20 protein-coding genes are annotated in these 16,163 nt (G+C 60.2%); 19 read left to right on the forward strand and 1 reads right to left on the reverse strand.

The features are described from left to right. Window positions 1–23 precede the first annotated feature (23 nt). Window positions 24–602, reverse strand: a complete 579-nt coding sequence (locus ACODTD_RS19880) for a Maf family protein (RefSeq protein WP_011335438.1) — start codon at window positions 600–602, stop codon at window positions 24–26. A 106-nt stretch (window positions 603–708) separates the two neighbouring features. On the opposite strand from ACODTD_RS19880, the gene ACODTD_RS19885 reads away from it, so the two are divergent. The 19 genes from ACODTD_RS19885 to ACODTD_RS19975 all read left to right on the forward strand — a co-directional run bounded on the left by ACODTD_RS19885 (window position 709) and on the right by ACODTD_RS19975 (window position 16,041). Beyond that, window positions 709–1,236, forward strand: coding sequence for a YceD family protein (locus ACODTD_RS19885; protein ID WP_003204262.1), 528 nt, complete (start codon window positions 709–711; stop codon window positions 1,234–1,236). Between the two features lie 13 nt (window positions 1,237–1,249). After that, window positions 1,250–1,432 carry a 50S ribosomal protein L32 gene (gene rpmF, locus ACODTD_RS19890; protein ID WP_003179396.1) on the forward strand — a complete coding sequence of 61 codons (183 nt, stop codon included), beginning with the start codon at window positions 1,250–1,252 and terminating at the stop codon, window positions 1,430–1,432. A 4-nt stretch (window positions 1,433–1,436) separates the two neighbouring features. Then, complete coding sequence (gene plsX, locus ACODTD_RS19895) at window positions 1,437–2,447, forward strand: phosphate acyltransferase PlsX (protein WP_201815904.1); 1,011 nt, start codon at window positions 1,437–1,439, stop codon at window positions 2,445–2,447. Between the two features lie 125 nt (window positions 2,448–2,572). Further along, window positions 2,573–3,511: an ACP S-malonyltransferase gene (fabD, locus tag ACODTD_RS19900; protein WP_011335436.1), complete on the forward strand. Its 939-nt coding sequence runs from the start codon at window positions 2,573–2,575 to the stop codon at window positions 3,509–3,511. A 16-nt stretch (window positions 3,512–3,527) separates the two neighbouring features. Continuing rightward, the gene (fabG, locus tag ACODTD_RS19905; RefSeq protein WP_007950790.1) at window positions 3,528–4,271 is read left to right on the forward strand and encodes a 3-oxoacyl-ACP reductase FabG; all 744 of its coding nucleotides are present in this window, start codon (window positions 3,528–3,530) and stop codon (window positions 4,269–4,271) included. A 196-nt stretch (window positions 4,272–4,467) separates the two neighbouring features. Beyond that, window positions 4,468–4,704 carry an acyl carrier protein gene (gene acpP, locus ACODTD_RS19910; RefSeq protein WP_003175607.1) on the forward strand — a complete coding sequence of 79 codons (237 nt, stop codon included), beginning with the start codon at window positions 4,468–4,470 and terminating at the stop codon, window positions 4,702–4,704. Window positions 4,705–4,812: 108 nt separating this feature from the next. Next, a complete protein-coding gene (gene fabF / locus ACODTD_RS19915) occupies window positions 4,813–6,057 on the forward strand; it encodes a beta-ketoacyl-ACP synthase II (RefSeq protein WP_041475396.1) in 1,245 nt (414 codons plus the stop codon). Continuing rightward, complete coding sequence (pabC, locus tag ACODTD_RS19920) at window positions 6,057–6,872, forward strand: aminodeoxychorismate lyase (RefSeq protein WP_011335434.1); 816 nt, start codon at window positions 6,057–6,059, stop codon at window positions 6,870–6,872. Before fabF ends, pabC begins: the two co-directional genes overlap by 1 nt. Window positions 6,873–6,875: 3 nt before the next feature. Then, a complete protein-coding gene (mltG, locus tag ACODTD_RS19925; protein WP_011335433.1) occupies window positions 6,876–8,057 on the forward strand; it encodes an endolytic transglycosylase MltG in 1,182 nt (393 codons plus the stop codon). A gap of 19 nt (window positions 8,058–8,076) precedes the next feature. Then, on the forward strand, window positions 8,077–8,709 hold the full coding sequence (gene tmk, locus ACODTD_RS19930; protein ID WP_011335432.1) for a dTMP kinase: 633 nt from the start codon (window positions 8,077–8,079) through the stop codon (window positions 8,707–8,709). Continuing rightward, complete coding sequence (locus ACODTD_RS19935; RefSeq protein ID WP_201815900.1) at window positions 8,702–9,685, forward strand: DNA polymerase III subunit delta'; 984 nt, start codon at window positions 8,702–8,704, stop codon at window positions 9,683–9,685. The genes tmk and ACODTD_RS19935 overlap by 8 nt, the downstream gene beginning before the upstream one ends. Before the next feature lie 42 nt (window positions 9,686–9,727). Continuing rightward, entirely contained in the window at window positions 9,728–10,084 is a 357-nt protein-coding gene (locus ACODTD_RS19940) for a PilZ domain-containing protein (protein ID WP_011335430.1), read from the forward strand. A 15-nt stretch (window positions 10,085–10,099) separates the two neighbouring features. Next, window positions 10,100–10,885, forward strand: coding sequence for a TatD family hydrolase (locus ACODTD_RS19945; RefSeq protein ID WP_201815898.1), 786 nt, complete (start codon window positions 10,100–10,102; stop codon window positions 10,883–10,885). A 341-nt stretch (window positions 10,886–11,226) separates the two neighbouring features. Next, window positions 11,227–11,865 carry a TetR/AcrR family transcriptional regulator gene (locus ACODTD_RS19950; protein WP_201815896.1) on the forward strand — a complete coding sequence of 213 codons (639 nt, stop codon included), beginning with the start codon at window positions 11,227–11,229 and terminating at the stop codon, window positions 11,863–11,865. A gap of 138 nt (window positions 11,866–12,003) precedes the next feature. Beyond that, window positions 12,004–12,972: a GTP 3',8-cyclase MoaA gene (locus ACODTD_RS19955; RefSeq protein WP_096820964.1), complete on the forward strand. Its 969-nt coding sequence runs from the start codon at window positions 12,004–12,006 to the stop codon at window positions 12,970–12,972. Window positions 12,973–13,140: 168 nt separating this feature from the next. Then, a complete protein-coding gene (locus ACODTD_RS19960; protein WP_064598539.1) occupies window positions 13,141–13,746 on the forward strand; it encodes a DUF4823 domain-containing protein in 606 nt (201 codons plus the stop codon). A gap of 15 nt (window positions 13,747–13,761) precedes the next feature. Next, window positions 13,762–14,322 (forward strand): DUF1285 domain-containing protein, encoded by a 561-nt coding sequence (locus tag ACODTD_RS19965; protein WP_285354774.1) that lies wholly within the window; start codon window positions 13,762–13,764, stop codon window positions 14,320–14,322. A 101-nt stretch (window positions 14,323–14,423) separates the two neighbouring features. After that, a complete protein-coding gene (locus tag ACODTD_RS19970) occupies window positions 14,424–15,140 on the forward strand; it encodes a FadR/GntR family transcriptional regulator (protein WP_064383471.1) in 717 nt (238 codons plus the stop codon). Window positions 15,141–15,165: 25 nt separating this feature from the next. After that, window positions 15,166–16,041, forward strand: coding sequence for an SMP-30/gluconolactonase/LRE family protein (locus ACODTD_RS19975; RefSeq protein ID WP_489105118.1), 876 nt, complete (start codon window positions 15,166–15,168; stop codon window positions 16,039–16,041). Window positions 16,042–16,163: the final 122 nt, after the last annotated feature.

Below are 16,163 nucleotides of genomic sequence, written 5' to 3' on the forward strand. Positions count from 1 at the left end.
CCTGAGGGCCGGTTTTTTGTGGGTCAGGGAATCTGTACGCCTTCCGCCAGCAGCATGTCGATCAGGCGAATCAGTGGCAGGCCGATCAGGCTGGTAGCGTCCGGGCCTTCAGTGGATTGAAACAGGCTAACGCCCAGTCCCTCGGCCTTGAAGCTGCCGGCGCAGTCGTAGGGCTGCTCGGCGCGCAGATAGCGCTCGACGCGGGCCTGATCCAGTACGCGCATGTGCACGGTGAAAGGCACGCAGTCGACCTGACAGTGGCCCGTCTGGCTGTTGAGCAGGGCAAGGCCGGTGAGGAAGGTCACGCTGGCGCCACTGGCGGCCATCAGTTGTTCGCGAGCGTTCTCGAAGGTGTGTGGCTTGCCGATGATGCGCTCGCCGAGTACCGCAACCTGGTCGGAGCCGATGATCAGATGAGCAGGGTGGCTGTCGGCCAAAGCTCGGGCCTTTTGTTCGGCGAGGCGCTTGACCAGCTCGATTGCCGACTCGTCCGGGCGATGGCTTTCATCGATATCCGGCGAGCTGCAGACGAACGGCAGGCGCAGGCGGCTGAGCAATTCCCGACGATAGGTCGAGCTTGAAGCGAGTAATAAAGGCAGCATTCGCATCTCCAGAGGCAGGCGACAGATTCTAGCGGAGCCGCGCAAGTGACGGACAGGGCACAATTTCCTTTGACATGGGTGGGTGCATCCCTATAATGCTGCGCCTATGTTGAATGACCCGATTCCACCTCACGTTGACCCGCGCAAATTGGCTGACCGTGGCACCACCCTTCAAGGTGAACTGCTGCTGGCCGATTTGAAGAGACTCTGCGACCCGCTTTCCGACGATGTCGGTACGGTGCAGGCCAAATTCGTTTTTGAACGAGATGAACGTAAATCTGTGGTGATCCACAGCTTTATCGACACCGAAGTCAAAATGGTTTGCCAGCGTTGTCTTGAGCTGGTCACCCTGCCGATCCACAGCGAATGCAGTTACGCTGTTGTGAAGGAGGGTGCGAATACCCAGTCGTTACCGAAAGGTTATGACGTGCTGGAACTGGGCGAAGATCCATTGGATCTGCAGTCACTGATCGAGGAGGAGCTTCTGCTCGCCTTGCCCATTGTGCCTGCTCATCATCCGGAAGAATGCCAGCAGCCGGCGGGAGCAGATGAGCCCGAACCGAGCGAGGACGAGGTAACGCGGTCCAACCCGTTCAGTGTATTGGCGCAGTTAAAGCGTGACCCAAACGTTTAGGAGTTAATCAATTATGGCTGTTCAGCAGAACAAAAAATCCCGCTCTGCCCGTGACATGCGCCGTTCGCACGACGCTCTCGAGGCTAGCACCCTGTCTGTAGAAAAAACCACTGGTGAAGTTCACCTGCGTCACCACGTATCGCCAGAAGGCGTATACCGTGGCCGTAAAGTGATCGACAAGGGCGCTGACGAGTAATCACTTGTCCGCTCAAGTCATCGCGATTGACGCAATGGGCGGGGACTTCGGTCCCCGCAGCATTGTTCAGGCCAGCCTTGCTTGCCTTTCTGCTACGCCCTCGCTGCACCTGACCCTCGTCGGTCAACCCTCCCTTCTTGAAGAACTGATCACTGGCCAATCGGCTGCCGATCGCGCGCGCCTGACGATTGTTCCGGCGTCCGAAGTCATCACCATGGACGAAAAACCTGCCCAGGCCCTGCGTGGCAAGTCGGACTCGTCGATGCGTGTCGCCCTCGAGTTGCTGCGTGACGGCAAGGTTCAGGCCTGTGTCAGTGCCGGCAATACCGGTGCGTTGATGGCCCTGTCGCGATTTGTGCTCAAGACCCTGCCGGGGATTGATCGTCCGGCCATGGTCGCTGCGATTCCTACTCAGAAAGGCTACTGCCAGTTGCTCGATCTGGGCGCCAACGTCGATTGCAGTGCCGAGCACTTGTTGCAGTTCGCCGTGATGGGGTCCGTGGCGGCGCAGACCTTGGGCATTGCCCGCCCGCGCGTTGCGCTGCTGAATATCGGCACCGAAGACATCAAGGGCAATCAGCAGGTCAAGCTGGCTGCGACGTTGTTGCAGGCGGCCCGGGGCATCAATTACATCGGTTTCATTGAAGGTGACGGCTTGTATCGCGGCGAGGCGGACGTGGTGGTTTGCGACGGTTTCGTCGGCAATATCCTGCTCAAGTCCAGCGAAGGCCTGGCGACCATGATCGCTGCACGCATCGAGGCGTTGTTCAAAAAGAATCTTGCTTCCCGCGCGGTCGGCGCACTGGCGCTGCCATTGATGAGGCGACTGCAGGCTGATCTGGCACCCGCGCGACACAATGGCGCAAGCTTCCTCGGTTTGCAGGGTATTGTCGTGAAAAGTCACGGTTCGGCCGGAGTTCAGGGATTTCAAAGTGCCATTCAGCGGGCGCTGATCGAGATTCAGGAAAACCTTCCCGAGCGCCTGCACGGCCGTCTGGAGGATTTGTTGTCTTAGGCGTTTTCGTCGGACAATGCTTAAATGTGACCGCCCGGTTCAAAGGGCCATCCAACTGTCAGTTTCTTGCGTCCCTCTAGCGGGATGCCATTTTTCCGACGACAAGATCATTAGGGGCTTGTTACATGTCTGCTTCCCTCGCATTCGTCTTTCCAGGACAGGGTTCGCAGTCCCTCGGCATGCTGGCCGAGCTGGGCGCGCAACATCCACTGATCCTCGAAACCTTCAAAGAAGCATCCGATGCTCTGGGCTATGACCTGTGGGCGCTGACCCAGCAGGGTCCGGAAGAGCTGCTCAATCAAACCGACAAAACCCAGCCGGCCATTCTGACCGCTTCGGTCGCCTTGTGGCGTCTGTGGCTGGCGGAAGGTGGCGCGCGTCCGGCCTTCGTTGCCGGTCACAGCCTGGGTGAATACAGCGCGCTGGTCGCTGCCGGCAGTCTGAGCCTGGCTGACGCGGTAAAACTCGTCGAGCGCCGTGGCCAGTTGATGCAGGAAGCCGTTCCGGCCGGTCAGGGCGGCATGGCTGCCATCCTCGGTCTGGAAGATGCCGACGTGCTGGCGGCCTGTGCTGAAGCGGCGCAAGGCGAAGTGGTCAGTGCGGTGAACTTCAACTCCCCGGGCCAGGTGGTGATCGCCGGTGCCAAGGCAGCCGTTGAGCGCGCCATCGAAGGCTGCAAGGCCCGTGGCGCCAAGCGTGCCATGCCGCTGCCGGTCAGCGTGCCGTCGCACTGTGAACTGATGCGCCCGGCTGCCGAGCGTTTCGCCGAGTCCATCGCTGCCATCGACTGGCAGGCGCCGCAGATCCCGGTGGTACAGAACGTAAGCGCCCAGGTGCCGGCGGATCTGGAAACCCTCAAGCGTGATCTGCTGGAGCAGCTTTACAAGCCGGTCCGCTGGGTTGAGTCCGTACAGACCCTGGCCGCCAAAGGCGCGACCAATCTGGTCGAGTGCGGCCCTGGCAAGGTGCTGGCCGGTCTGAACAAACGTTGCGCCGAAGGCGTTTCGACTTCCAACCTCAATACCCCAGACGCTTTCGCTGCTGCTCGCGCAGCGGCTGTCTGAATCAGGAGAAGCTTGCATGAGTCTGCAAGGTAAAGTTGCACTGGTCACCGGCGCAAGCCGTGGCATCGGCCAGGCTATCGCACTGGAACTGGGTCGTCAGGGCGCCATTGTTGTTGGCACCGCGACTTCCGCTTCGGGCGCCGAGCGCATTGCTGCGACCCTGAAGGAAAACGGCATACAGGGCGCAGGTTTCGAACTGAACGTCACCAGCGACGAATCGGTTACCAAAGTGCTGGCGAGCATCCAGGAGCAATTCGGTGCGCCGGTGGCGATTCTGGTCAACAATGCCGGCATCACCCGCGATAACCTGATGATGCGCATGAAAGACGACGAGTGGTACGACGTGATCGATACCAACCTGAACAGTCTGTATCGCCTGTCCAAGGGCGTTCTGCGCGGCATGACCAAGGCGCGTTGGGGCCGAATTATCAGTATTGGCTCGGTGGTGGGTGCCATGGGCAACGCTGGCCAAGTAAACTATGCAGCCGCCAAGGCCGGTCTGGAAGGTTTCAGCCGTGCCATGGCGCGTGAAGTCGGTTCGCGTTCGATTACGGTCAACTCGGTAACCCCAGGGTTCATCGACACCGATATGACTCGCGAGCTGCCTGAAGCACAGCGTGAAGCCTTGCAGACGCAGATTCCGCTGGGTCGTCTGGGACAAGCTCAAGAGATCGCGTCCGTGGTCGCTTTTCTTGCATCCGACGGTGCGGCATACGTGACCGGGGCTACAATCCCGGTTAACGGCGGGATGTACATGTAATTCAAATGTGACGGATTGCTTCAAAAAAATGTCATACGAGCTGTCTAAAATCCGTTATAAAGCTGCAATCTATTTATAGGCAGAGGGCCGCAGGGTTTGAGGAGTGAAGCTTTCAGTTGAAAAGCTGAAAAGTCTTTCTATACACTTACCCACTGGCCAGCTGCCTGAATTTGTCCATTAGGAGTGAAAACAAGGTATGAGCACCATCGAAGAGCGCGTCAAGAAAATCGTTGCCGAGCAACTGGGTGTTAAAGAAGAAGAAGTGGTCAACACCGCTTCCTTCGTAGAAGACCTGGGTGCCGACTCCCTTGACACCGTTGAGCTGGTGATGGCTCTGGAAGAGGAATTCGAGACCGAAATCCCTGACGAAGAAGCTGAGAAGATCACTACTGTACAAGCTGCAATCGACTACGTTACTAGCCACCAGGCGTAATAGTTTGTAATCGTTGCTTGCTGTCATGGAAAAACCGCACTGCCATCATGGCGTGCGGTTTTTTCTTTAGGCCTGATGCAAAGTCGTCATTTGAAAAAGGAGAGTGCTGTGTCGCGTAGACGCGTCGTAGTCACCGGTATGGGTATGTTGTCGCCACTGGGCACGGATGTGCCGAGCAGTTGGCAGGGCATTCTGGCTGGCCGCAGTGGCATTGGTCTGATCGAACACACCGACCTTTCTGCCTATTCCACCCGCTTTGGCGGCTCGGTAAAGGGCTTCAATGTCGAGGAATACCTGTCGGTCAAGGAAGCGCGCAAGCTCGACCTGTTCATTCAGTACGGTCTGGCGGCCGGCTTTCAAGCCGTACGCAATGCCGGTCTGGAAGTCACCGATGCCAACCGTGAACGCATCGGCGTGGCCATGGGGTCGGGTATCGGCGGTCTGACCAACATCGAAGAAACCAGCCGCACCCTGCACGAGACTGGCCCACGCCGGATTTCTCCGTTCTTTGTGCCTGGCTCGATCATCAATATGATTTCCGGTTTCCTGTCCATCCACCTGGGTGCACAGGGGCCTAACTATGCCATCGCCACGGCGTGTACCACCGGTACGCACTGCATCGGCATGGCGGCGCGCAACATCATGTACGACGAAGCCGACGTGATGATTGCCGGCGGTGCCGAGATGGCCGCGTGCGGTCTGGGCATGGGCGGCTTCGGTGCTTCCCGTGCGCTGTCGACCCGCAACGACGAGCCGACCCGCGCCAGCCGTCCGTGGGACAAGGGCCGTGACGGCTTCGTGCTGTCCGACGGCGCCGGTGCGCTGGTGCTCGAAGAGCTCGAGCACGCCAAGGCCCGTGGCGCGACCATCTACGCCGAGCTGATCGGTTTCGGCACCAGTGGCGACGCCTTCCACATGACTTCGCCACCCGCCGACGGCGCCGGTGCTGCACGCTGCATCACCAACGCGCTGCGCGATGCGAAGATCAACGTCGATCAAGTTCAATACATCAACGCCCACGGCACTTCGACCCCGGCCGGCGACCTTGCCGAAGCCAACGCGATCAAGTCGGTGTTCGGTGATCACGCCTACAAACTGGCAGTCAGCTCCACCAAGTCCATGACCGGTCACCTGCTGGGTGCGGCGGGCGCGGTCGAGGCGATCTTCAGCGTCCTGGCGATCAACAGCCAGGTGGCGCCACCGACCATCAACCTCGAAGAGCCGGACGAAGGCTGCGACCTCGATTTCGTGCCGCACACCGCGCGCAATATGGATATCGATGTCGTGCTGTCCAACTCGTTCGGGTTTGGCGGCACCAACGGCACGCTGGCGTTCCGTCGGTTCGCCGGCTGATGGACTGCTGGGTCGACGGTCTGCCGGCTGACGCTCTGTCGCTGAAAGATCGCGGCCTGGCTTACGGCGACGGTCTGTTCGAGACCATCGCCGTGCGAGGTGGCCAGCCATTGCTGCTGGATCGGCATCTGACGCGTCTGGCCGACGGCTGTGCACGTCTGGCCATTGCCGCCGACATCGAGCGGGTTCGCCATGAGCTGCAATCCTATGCCGCCGCGATGGGTGAGGGCGTGCTCAAACTCATCCTCACCCGTGGCGACGGATTGCGCGGTTATGCACCGGATCCTTCGGCGCAGGGCCGACGCATTCTGCAAGGCAATCCTCCCGCCGCTTACCCGGCTGCCTACGCCGAGCAGGGCGTTCGCCTTTTCCCGTGCAGCACGCGTTTGTCGATTCAGCCGTTGCTTGCCGGGCTCAAACACCTCAATCGACTGGAGCAGGTCATTGCCCGCGCCGAATGGCAGGACAGTGAGCATGCCGAAGGTTTGATGCTCGACCAGGCCGGTCGGGTAATCGAAGGTGTGTTCAGCAATCTGTTTCTGGTGCGTGACGGTGTGCTGATCACGGCGGACCTGAAACGCTGCGGCGTAGCCGGTGTGATGCGCGCAGAAATATTGTTTCAGGCCAAGTCCCTGGGCATTCCCGTACAAATCACCGACATCCCCCTCGAACAGCTGCAATGGGCCGATGAAGTCTTTGTCTGCAATAGCGTGTATGGCGTCTGGCCGGTACGCGCCTGTGCTGCTCTGAGCTGGCCGGTTGGCCCGCTCACCCGTAAACTGCAAACCATTGCCCGCGCGCTACTGGATGCCTGATTCGTGAGACGTAAACTTTTGCTGCTGCTGGAAACCGGACTGGTTCTGGCAGGGCTGCTGTTGGGCGCCAGCGCCTGGAAGATTCATTCGGCACTGGAACAGCCCCTGAACATCACGCAGGAAGAACTGCTGGATGTGCCCAAGGGATCCACCCCGACCCGTACTTTTCTTGGACTTGAAGCCGATGGCGTCATCAAGGACGCGTTCTGGCTGCGGGTCTACTGGCGTTTCAATCTGGCCGGCACGCCGATTCACAGTGGTGAATACCGCATGCAGCCGGGCATGACCGTCAACGGCCTGATCGACCTGTGGAAGCGCGGCGATGTGGTTCAGTACAGCCTGACCCTGGTCGAAGGCTGGAATTTCCATCAAGTGCGCGCCGCGCTGGCCAAAGATGAAAAGATCGAGCAGACCCTCAACGGTCTGAGCGACAGTGATGTGATGGCCAAAATCGGTCACAAGGGCCTGTTCCCTGAAGGGCGCTTCTTCCCCGACACCTACCGCTTCGTGCGCGGTGTGACCGATACCGAACTGCTGAAAAAAGCCTTTGATCGCCTTGACGAAGTGCTGGCCAAGGAGTGGGAGAAACGCTCCGCCGACGTGCCTTACACCGAGCCTTATCAGGCGCTGATCATGGCGTCGCTGGTGGAGAAAGAAACCGGCGTGCCTCAAGAACGTGGCCAGATTGCCGGCGTCTTCGTGCGCCGAATGGCGTTGGGCATGCAGTTGCAGACCGATCCGACGGTGATCTACGGCCTGGGTGACCGCTACAACGGCAAACTGACCCGCGCCCATCTCAAGGAAGCCACGCCGTACAACACGTACATGATTCCCGGCCTGCCGCCGACGCCGATCGCCATGGTCGGACGTGAAGCCATTCACGCGGCTCTCAACCCGGTGGATGGCACCAGCCTCTACTTCGTGGCCCGTGGCGATGGCAGCCACGTGTTCTCCGATGATCTGGACGCGCACAACAACGCGGTGCGCGAATACCAGCTCAAGCGGCGCGCGGATTACCGCTCGAGCCCGGCGCCTGCAACAGCGCCCGAGGCCGCTCCGGAAGCCGAGGAGGCGATACCTGCCGCCTCACCCGATACTGCACCGGAATCGTTGCCGCAGCCGCCCGCTCAAGCGCCTGCGCCGACGCCGGAACCGGAAGCCTCCGCTCCCCAAAACACGCAATGACTTTGATTAAGGACTGCCTGTGACTGGCTTGTTTATTACCCTGGAAGGCCCGGAAGGCGCCGGCAAAAGCACCAACCGCGAATACCTCGCCGAGCGCCTGCGCGCCGCCGGTATCGAAGTGGTGCTGACCCGCGAGCCCGGCGGTACACCGCTGGCCGAGCGCATTCGTGAGGTGTTGCTGGCCCCGGTCGACGAAGTGATGAACCCGGACACCGAGCTGCTGCTGGTGTTCGCCGCCCGTGCCCAGCATCTGGCCGAAGTCATTCGCCCGGCACTGGCCCGTGGTGCGGTGGTGCTGTGTGACCGTTTCACCGATTCGACTTATGCCTATCAGGGTGGCGGTCGCGGTTTGTCGCTGGAGCGCATCGCGGCGCTTGAGACTTTCGTGCAGGGCGACCTGCGTCCCGACCTGACGCTGATTTTCGATCTGCCGGTGGAAATCGGCCTGGCCCGCGCAAGTGCCCGAGGTCGTCTGGATCGTTTCGAGCTGGAAGGCCGTGAGTTTTTCGAGGCCGTGCGCAATGCGTTCCTCAAGCGTGCCGAAGACGATCCGGCGCGTTACGTGCGGATCGACGCCGGTCAGCCGTTGGTCAAGGTTCAACAATCACTGGATACCCTGATTCCGAATTTGCTGGAGCTGAGCCGTGGCTGAGGCCTATCCGTGGCAGGACAGCCTCTGGCAGCAACTGGCGGGGCGCACTCAGCATGCCCACGCTTATCTGCTGCACGGCCCGGCCGGGATCGGCAAGCGCGCGCTGGCCGAGCGGCTGATGGCCAGCCTGCTGTGCCAGCGTCCGACGCCTGAAGCCTGCGGCGAATGCAAATCCTGCCTGCTGCTCAAGGCCGGCAGCCATCCGGACAATTACATCCTCGAACCGGAAGAAGCGGACAAGGCGATCAAGGTCGACCAGGTGCGCGATCTGGTCAGTTTCGTGGTGCAGACCGCGCAACTGGGCGGGCGCAAGGTGGTGCTGATCGAGCCGGTGGAGTCGATGAACATCAACGCCGCCAACGCCTTGCTCAAGAGCCTTGAAGAGCCGTCCGGCGATACCGTGCTGTTGCTGGTCAGCCACCAGCCGAGCCGGTTGTTGCCGACCATCAAGAGCCGCTGCGTGCAACAGGCCTGTCCGCTGCCGAGCGAATCCGTGAGCCTGCAATGGCTGGCTCAGGCACTGCCGGAATGTTCCGAAGACGAACGTGTCGAACTGCTGACCCTGGCCGCCGGCTCGCCGTTGGCCGCCGTCACGTTGCAGGGGCAGGGCGTACGTGAACAGCGCGCGCAGGTGGTGGAAGGCGTGAAGAAGCTGCTCAAGCAGCAGCAATCGCCGACGCAACTGGCCGAGGAGTGGAAAAACATTCCGATGCTGCGGCTGTTCGACTGGTTCTGCGACTGGTCGAGCCTGATCCTGCGCTATCAATTGACCCAGGATGAAGCAGGCCTCGGCCTGACCGACATGCGCAAGGTCGTGCAGTACCTGGCGCAGAAAAGTGCCCAGCCTAAAGTGCTGGATATTCAGGACTGGATCCTCGCCCAGCGTCAGAAAGTCCTGAGCAAGGCCAACCTCAATGCGGCGTTGCTGCTGGAAGCGTTGCTGGTGCAATGGGCGAGCTTGCCTGGCCAAAGATAAGAATGTGTACCTAGACTCTGAACATCAGCAGTGGAGGTCAACATGAATGAACCTGTCAGCCCGGGGCCGCGCAACGGCATCTTGTCCCTGACCATCAAGGACAAGTCGGTCCTTTACGCCGCCTACATGCCGTTCATCAAGAACGGTGGCCTGTTCATCCCGACCAACAAGAGCTACAAGTTGGGCGACGAGGTGTTCATGCTGCTGAACCTGATGGACGAGTCGGAGAAGATTCCGGTGGCCGGCAAAGTGGCCTGGATCACCCCCAAAGGCGCCCAGGGCAACCGCGCGGCCGGCGTCGGCGTGCAATTCAACGATGGCGACAACACTGCGCGCAGTCGCATCGAAACTCATCTGGCCGGAGCCCTGAAATCCGACCGTCCCACTCATACGATGTAAGTTGCAGTCCTTTTTATGCTCGTAGATTCCCATTGTCATCTTGATCGCCTCGACCTCGCTGCTCACGACGGTTCCCTGGATGCCGCGCTGGATGCGGCCCGCGAACGCGGCGTCGGGCATTTCCTGTGCATCGGCGTCAGCGCCGACAACGCGGCCGATGTCAAAGCCTTGGCCGAGCGTTACGACGACGTCGATTGCTCGGTCGGCGTGCATCCGCTGGATGTGCAGCCGGGCGCGGCGCCGGCGCTGGACTGGCTGCTGCACGAGCTCAATCACCCGAAAGTGGTAGCGATCGGTGAAACCGGTCTGGACTATCACTATGAGCCGGAAGCCGCCGAGCTGCAGCAGGAATCGTTCCGATTGCACCTGCAAGCTGCGCAGCAGACCGGCAAACCGGTGATCATCCACACCCGTGGCGCCCGCGCCGACACACTCGAACTTTTGCGCGAAGCCGCGTTGCCTCAGGCGGGTGTGCTGCATTGCTTCACCGAAGACTGGGACATGGCCAAGGTGGCACTGGACATGGGTTATTACATTTCCCTGTCGGGCATCGTCACCTTCCGCAACGCCGATGCGTTGCGCGATGTGGCGAGCAAGGTTCCGGCCGATCGGCTGCTGGTTGAGACCGATTCGCCGTACCTGGCGCCGATCCCGTATCGCGGCAAACCGAACCTGCCGCAATACGTGCGGGAAGTGGCAGAGTTTCTGGCGATGCTGCGCGGCGAGAACTACGAGCGTTTTGCCGAGCAGACCACCGAGAACTTCAAGCGACTGTTTCCGCTGGCGCATGTAAAAGCCTGAATCGCAGGCAAAAAAAACCCGGGTTCTGGGGGGTGAATCCGGGTTAAGACCATTAGGAGTAAAACAAAGGCACGCGGTCCCTTGGTACCTTTACCGGCGCGACACTTGGGGGAGATGTCGCCCGACAGTTCAAGTATTGATCAGTCTGGCGCCGAGTCCAGTTGGCCGGCCGGGGTTTTTAAACAAATTTGGAATACGTTCGCTTCGGTTATGTTCTCATTCCCCCCGAAACGTTCGTGAAATGAACAAGAAACACAGATATGGTCGGATGATCCGTGCATTTTTGCGCAAGTTAGGCATAATACGCGGCTTCGAATTTTGACCCCTACAGACCTTTTCTTATGCACAAAGAACCTCGTAAGGTCCGTGAGTTTCGTCGCCGCGAGCAAGAAATTCTCGATACCGCGCTCAAGCTGTTCCTCGAACAAGGTGAAGACAGTGTCACCGTCGAGATGATTGCTGATGCCGTGGGTATCGGCAAAGGCACGATCTACAAGCATTTCAAGTCCAAGGCCGAGATCTATCTGCGCCTGATGCTCGATTACGAGCGCGACTTGAACGAGCTGTTGCACTCGGCCGATGTCGACAAGGACAAGGAAGCGCTGTCCCGTGCCTACTTTGAATTCCGCATGCGCGACCCGCAGCGCTATCGGCTGTTCGATCGCCTGGAAGAGAAGGTGGTCAAGGGCAATCAGGTCCCTGAGATGGTCGAGGAGCTGCACAAGATCCGTGCCTCGAACTTTGAACGCCTGACCCTGCTCATCAAGGGCCGCATCAGCGAAGGCAAGCTCGAAGACGTGCCGCCATATTTCCACTACTGCGCATCCTGGGCGCTGGTGCACGGCGCGGTGGCGCTGTATCACTCGCCGTTCTGGAGCAATGTGCTGGAAGATCAGGAAGGTTTCTTCCAGTTCCTGATGGATATCGGCGTGCGCATGGGCAACAAGCGCAAGCGCGACCCTGAAACGCCAAGCGGCTGAATCATTCAGTCGCCTTATGCGCCGTGTTTTTCGCTACATGGCGCAGTACCGCAGGAATATACTCAGGCATAGGGCTTGCTAAAACTTGAATTGTGAGTCAAGTTTTAGCCGCTCGATTTTCCATCGCCGGAGTGCTTCATGATCGTTGACCGTCAAGGCAGGCGTTTTCGCAATTTGCGGATCAGTCTGACTTCAGCCTGCAATTATGCCTGTACCTACTGCGTGCCCAACGGCAAGCGGCTGGTGGCTGCGCAGGATGAACTGTCGGCCGAGGCCATGGCACGTGGCGTGGCTTATCTGATCGAAGCCGCCGGCATCGAGCGCCTGCGCATCACTGGTGGCGAGCCGCTGGTCAGTCCCAAACTCGAATCGTTCATGAGCGCCGTCGGCAAGATGGGGCTGGAAGACATCAGCCTGACCACCAACGGCCAGCTCCTGGCGAAAAAGCTCCCGTTGCTGGTCGATGCCGGCCTGCGACGCATCAACGTTTCCCTCGATACCCTGGACGCCGGCGCGTTCCGCAGCATTGCCCGTGGCGGTGATCTGGCCACCGTGCTGGATGGCATGGATCAGGCGGCCGCGGCGGGGATGAAGATCAAGGTCAACATGGTGCCGTTGCGCGGGCAGAACCTCGACCAGGTGATGCCACTGCTCGATTACTGCCTCGAGCGCGGTTTTGAGCTGCGCTTCATCGAGCTGATGCGCATGGGCCACCTGGCCACCGATTCCAACGCCTTCCTGCAACAGTTCGTCAGCCTGCAACAGTTGCTGAGTCTGATCGGTGAACATTACGAGTACGCGCAAACCGATGCGCCAGTGGATGCCACGGCAGTTCGCTATGCGATTCCCGGTCTGGGCAATTTCGGCGTGATCGCCAACGAAAGCGTGCCGTTCTGCCGAACCTGCTCGCGCCTGCGCCTGTCGTCCACCGGATGGCTGCATGGCTGCCTGTCGTCGAGCAACCGCCACTACGTCGGTGACCTGCTCGACAAGCCACGTCACGAGGCGCTGCCGGCGTTGCAGCGGTTGCTGGTCAAGGCGCTGGGCGACAAGCAGGAAGTCGCGTTCTCCGGCGGTGCGACCGTCATGAAGATCATCGGCGGCTGAAAATCCTCATCGCGAGCAGGCTCGCTCCCACAGGTAAATGCTGACTCCTGTGGAAGCGAGCCTGCTCGCGATTACGATCGAACAATCGACGAAGATCTGGAAATGGCGCAAAAGCTGCATCCTACGGCCATTCGCCGGTTTTCCGTCACCGGCTTCTGGAGGATTAGGATGCGTAGCCTGGTTTTGCTGCTGGCCGTTTTGGCGCTGGGCGGCTGTATGACTGTCAGTGACATGGCCGAAGGGACTCGCTACCAGATGAGCGACGCGGGGCTGCTGGATCACAGCGACAGCCGTCGCGTAAACAATTTCCGCATTCAGCCGGATTCGTTCATCTACATTGCGCAAGGCTCGTTCGCACCCCCGGGTGGTTCTTACCCGCGTCCAAACGTCGTCGCCGAAGAAGCCTTCAAAGGTTTCGTCGAATACTTCCCGATGGTCCGCCGCGCCCGTGCGCCGGAAGGCCTCGACCAGGCGATGGGTGAGGCCCGCGATGCCGGTGCTCACTACCTGCTGTACACCCGTTTCGCCAAGGCCGACGACCGCATCGGCAACTCCGATGAATGGCTGGACGAGGAAGCCGTGGATCGCCTCGGTATCGACGGCGGCGTGATTCAGATCATGTTGATCGAGACCAGCACCCAGTATTTGATTGATACTGCACGGATCAAGAGTCGTGGCGGTTTACTGACGTTCCACGACAACAAGCCCGAAGACCTGATCGGCCCACCGCTTGCGCAATACGCGCGTAGCCTGCTGGGCGTCGGGGACCAGTAATTCAAGGAGTACGCCATGAGTGGCCCGCAAAAAGCCAATGACCTGCTGGGGCAAATCCCCAAAACCAAAGGCTTGCCGCCGGTGCACTCGTGGAACCCGGATTTCTGCGGCGACATCGACATGCGCATCGCCCGCGACGGCACCTGGTACTACCTGGGCACGCCGATCGGGCGCAAGCCGATGGTCAAGCTGTTCTCCACCATCATCCGCCGCGACGGCGATGATTACTTTCTGATTACTCCAGTGGAGAAAGTCGGAATCAAGGTCGACGACGCGCCATTCGTGGCGATTGCCGTCGAGGTGGAAGGCGAGGGGGAGGCGCAACTGCTGCGCTTTACCACCAATGTCGATGAAATCACCGAGGCCGGCGCGGAACATCCGATCCGCGTCGAGATCGATCCTGCAACGCAAGAACCTGCCCCTTACGTGCATGTGCGCACCAACCTCGAAGCGCTGATCCACCGCAACGTGTTCTACCAATTGGTCGAGCTCGCAGTCAGCCGTGAAATCGAAGGTCAACGCTGGCTCGGCGTCTGGAGCGGCGGCGAGTTCTTCCGCATCGGCCTCGAACCATAAAAAACCGCAGTCTGTGAAAACAGGCTGCGGTTTTTTGTCGTTGACTCTCAATCGTATGATGATTAGCGTAGGCACCCACAGCGAATCGCTTCGGGGTGTCCATGTCGAGCAGTTTTCACGCATCAACGGTTGACTGGCTGGGCGCCTGGATTGCTGCCGGCCAGGTGAAGCCGGGGCAGGCGATCAAGGTCGAGGCCGATCTGGGCGAGCAGCTCGGGGTCAGCCGCACCGTGATCCGCGAAGCCATCAAGACTCTGGTCGCCAAAGGCATGCTCGAAGTCGGGCCGAAAGTCGGCACGCGGGTGCTGCCGATCAAGCGCTGGAACCTGTTCGATCCGCAAGTCGTGGGCTGGCTGTCACGCAGCGGCCTGCCGGAAAATTTCGTCGATGACCTGCTCGACCTGCGCCGCACCATCGAACCGATGGCGGTGCGCTGGGCCTGCGAGCGGGCGACCGTTGAACAGGTGCAAGCCGTGCGGCAGGCCTACAACGCGCTGGAACGGGCGGTCGACAGCGGCATCGATTACAACCGCGCCGACCAGTTCTTCCACGAATGCATTCTCGCCGCCAGCCACAATCAATTCATCGAGCAAATGGTGCCGGCCCTCGGTGCGCTGCTCGCCGTGTCCTTCGAAGTCTCGGCGGCCGATCCCGACGAATTGCGCCGCACACTGCCTATCCATAAAGACATGGCCGATGCCATCGCCGCCCGGGATGCCGCGCGGGGGGTGTGGGCCTGCATGACCCTGATCGACAATGCCGACCTGGCCATCAAGCGGTTCTACCCGCAGGTGATGGCCGACAAGAAAGCCAGCTGACAAAAACAACAAGACAGGAGGTTGCATGACGTGGACTGCGGTGACAGAGCATCGGGCGCAACTGGGCGAGGGCCCGTTCTGGGACGCACCGACCCAGGCACTGTACTGGGTCGACATTGCCGGCAGGCAGGCGCTGCGGCTGATCGGGCAGAACGTGCAGATCTGGCAGATGCCGGAACACGTTTCGGCGTTCATTCCCTGCGCCAGCGGTGATGCGCTGGTGACTCTGAGCAGCGGCGTCTACCGGCTTGATCTGGATTCCCCCGGGCTTGAACCGCAACTGACGCTGTTCTGCGTCGCCGATCCGCAACCGGGCAACCGTGCCAACGAAGCGCGTTGCGATGGCCAGGGCCGGTTGTGGCTCGGCACCATGCAAAACAACATTGGCGAGCAGGGCGAGGATCTGCCGATCATCCGTCGTTCCGGCGGGCTGTTCCGGATTGATCCGGATAAAAGGGTCACACCCTTGTTACGGGGGCTGGGCATTCCCAACACGCTGCTCTGGAGCGACGACGGCACCACGCTGCTGTTCGGCGACAGCCTCGACAGCACCTTGTACCGCTATTTCATTCACACTGACGGCAACCTCGACACTGCCCAGCCTTGGTACAGCGCCGATCAGCACGGTGGCCCGGACGGTTCGGCGATGGACGCCGAAGGCTACGTGTGGAACGCCCGCTGGGACGGCAGCTGCCTGCTGCGCCTGACACCGGATGGCCAGATCGACCGCAGGATCGAACTGCCGATCAGCCGCCCGACCAGTTGCGTGTTCGGCGGCGCCGACCTGAAAACCCTGTACATCACCAGCGCTAAAAGTCCGCTGAACCACCCGCTGGACGGCGCCGTGCTGTCTTTGCGAGTGGACGTCGCCGGAAAGCTCTGTACGCGATTCGCTGGTTAAATCCCAAAATATGGGATGCAAAATTATATATTGAGATTATTTGGCGGTCGGGTTTATAGTCGGCTCCAGCAGTAACACGCACTCACACTTAAAAAGAACAAAACAGGTGAAGTGATGCAGCG

The organism is Pseudomonas sp. FG35 (assembly GCF_057809295.1).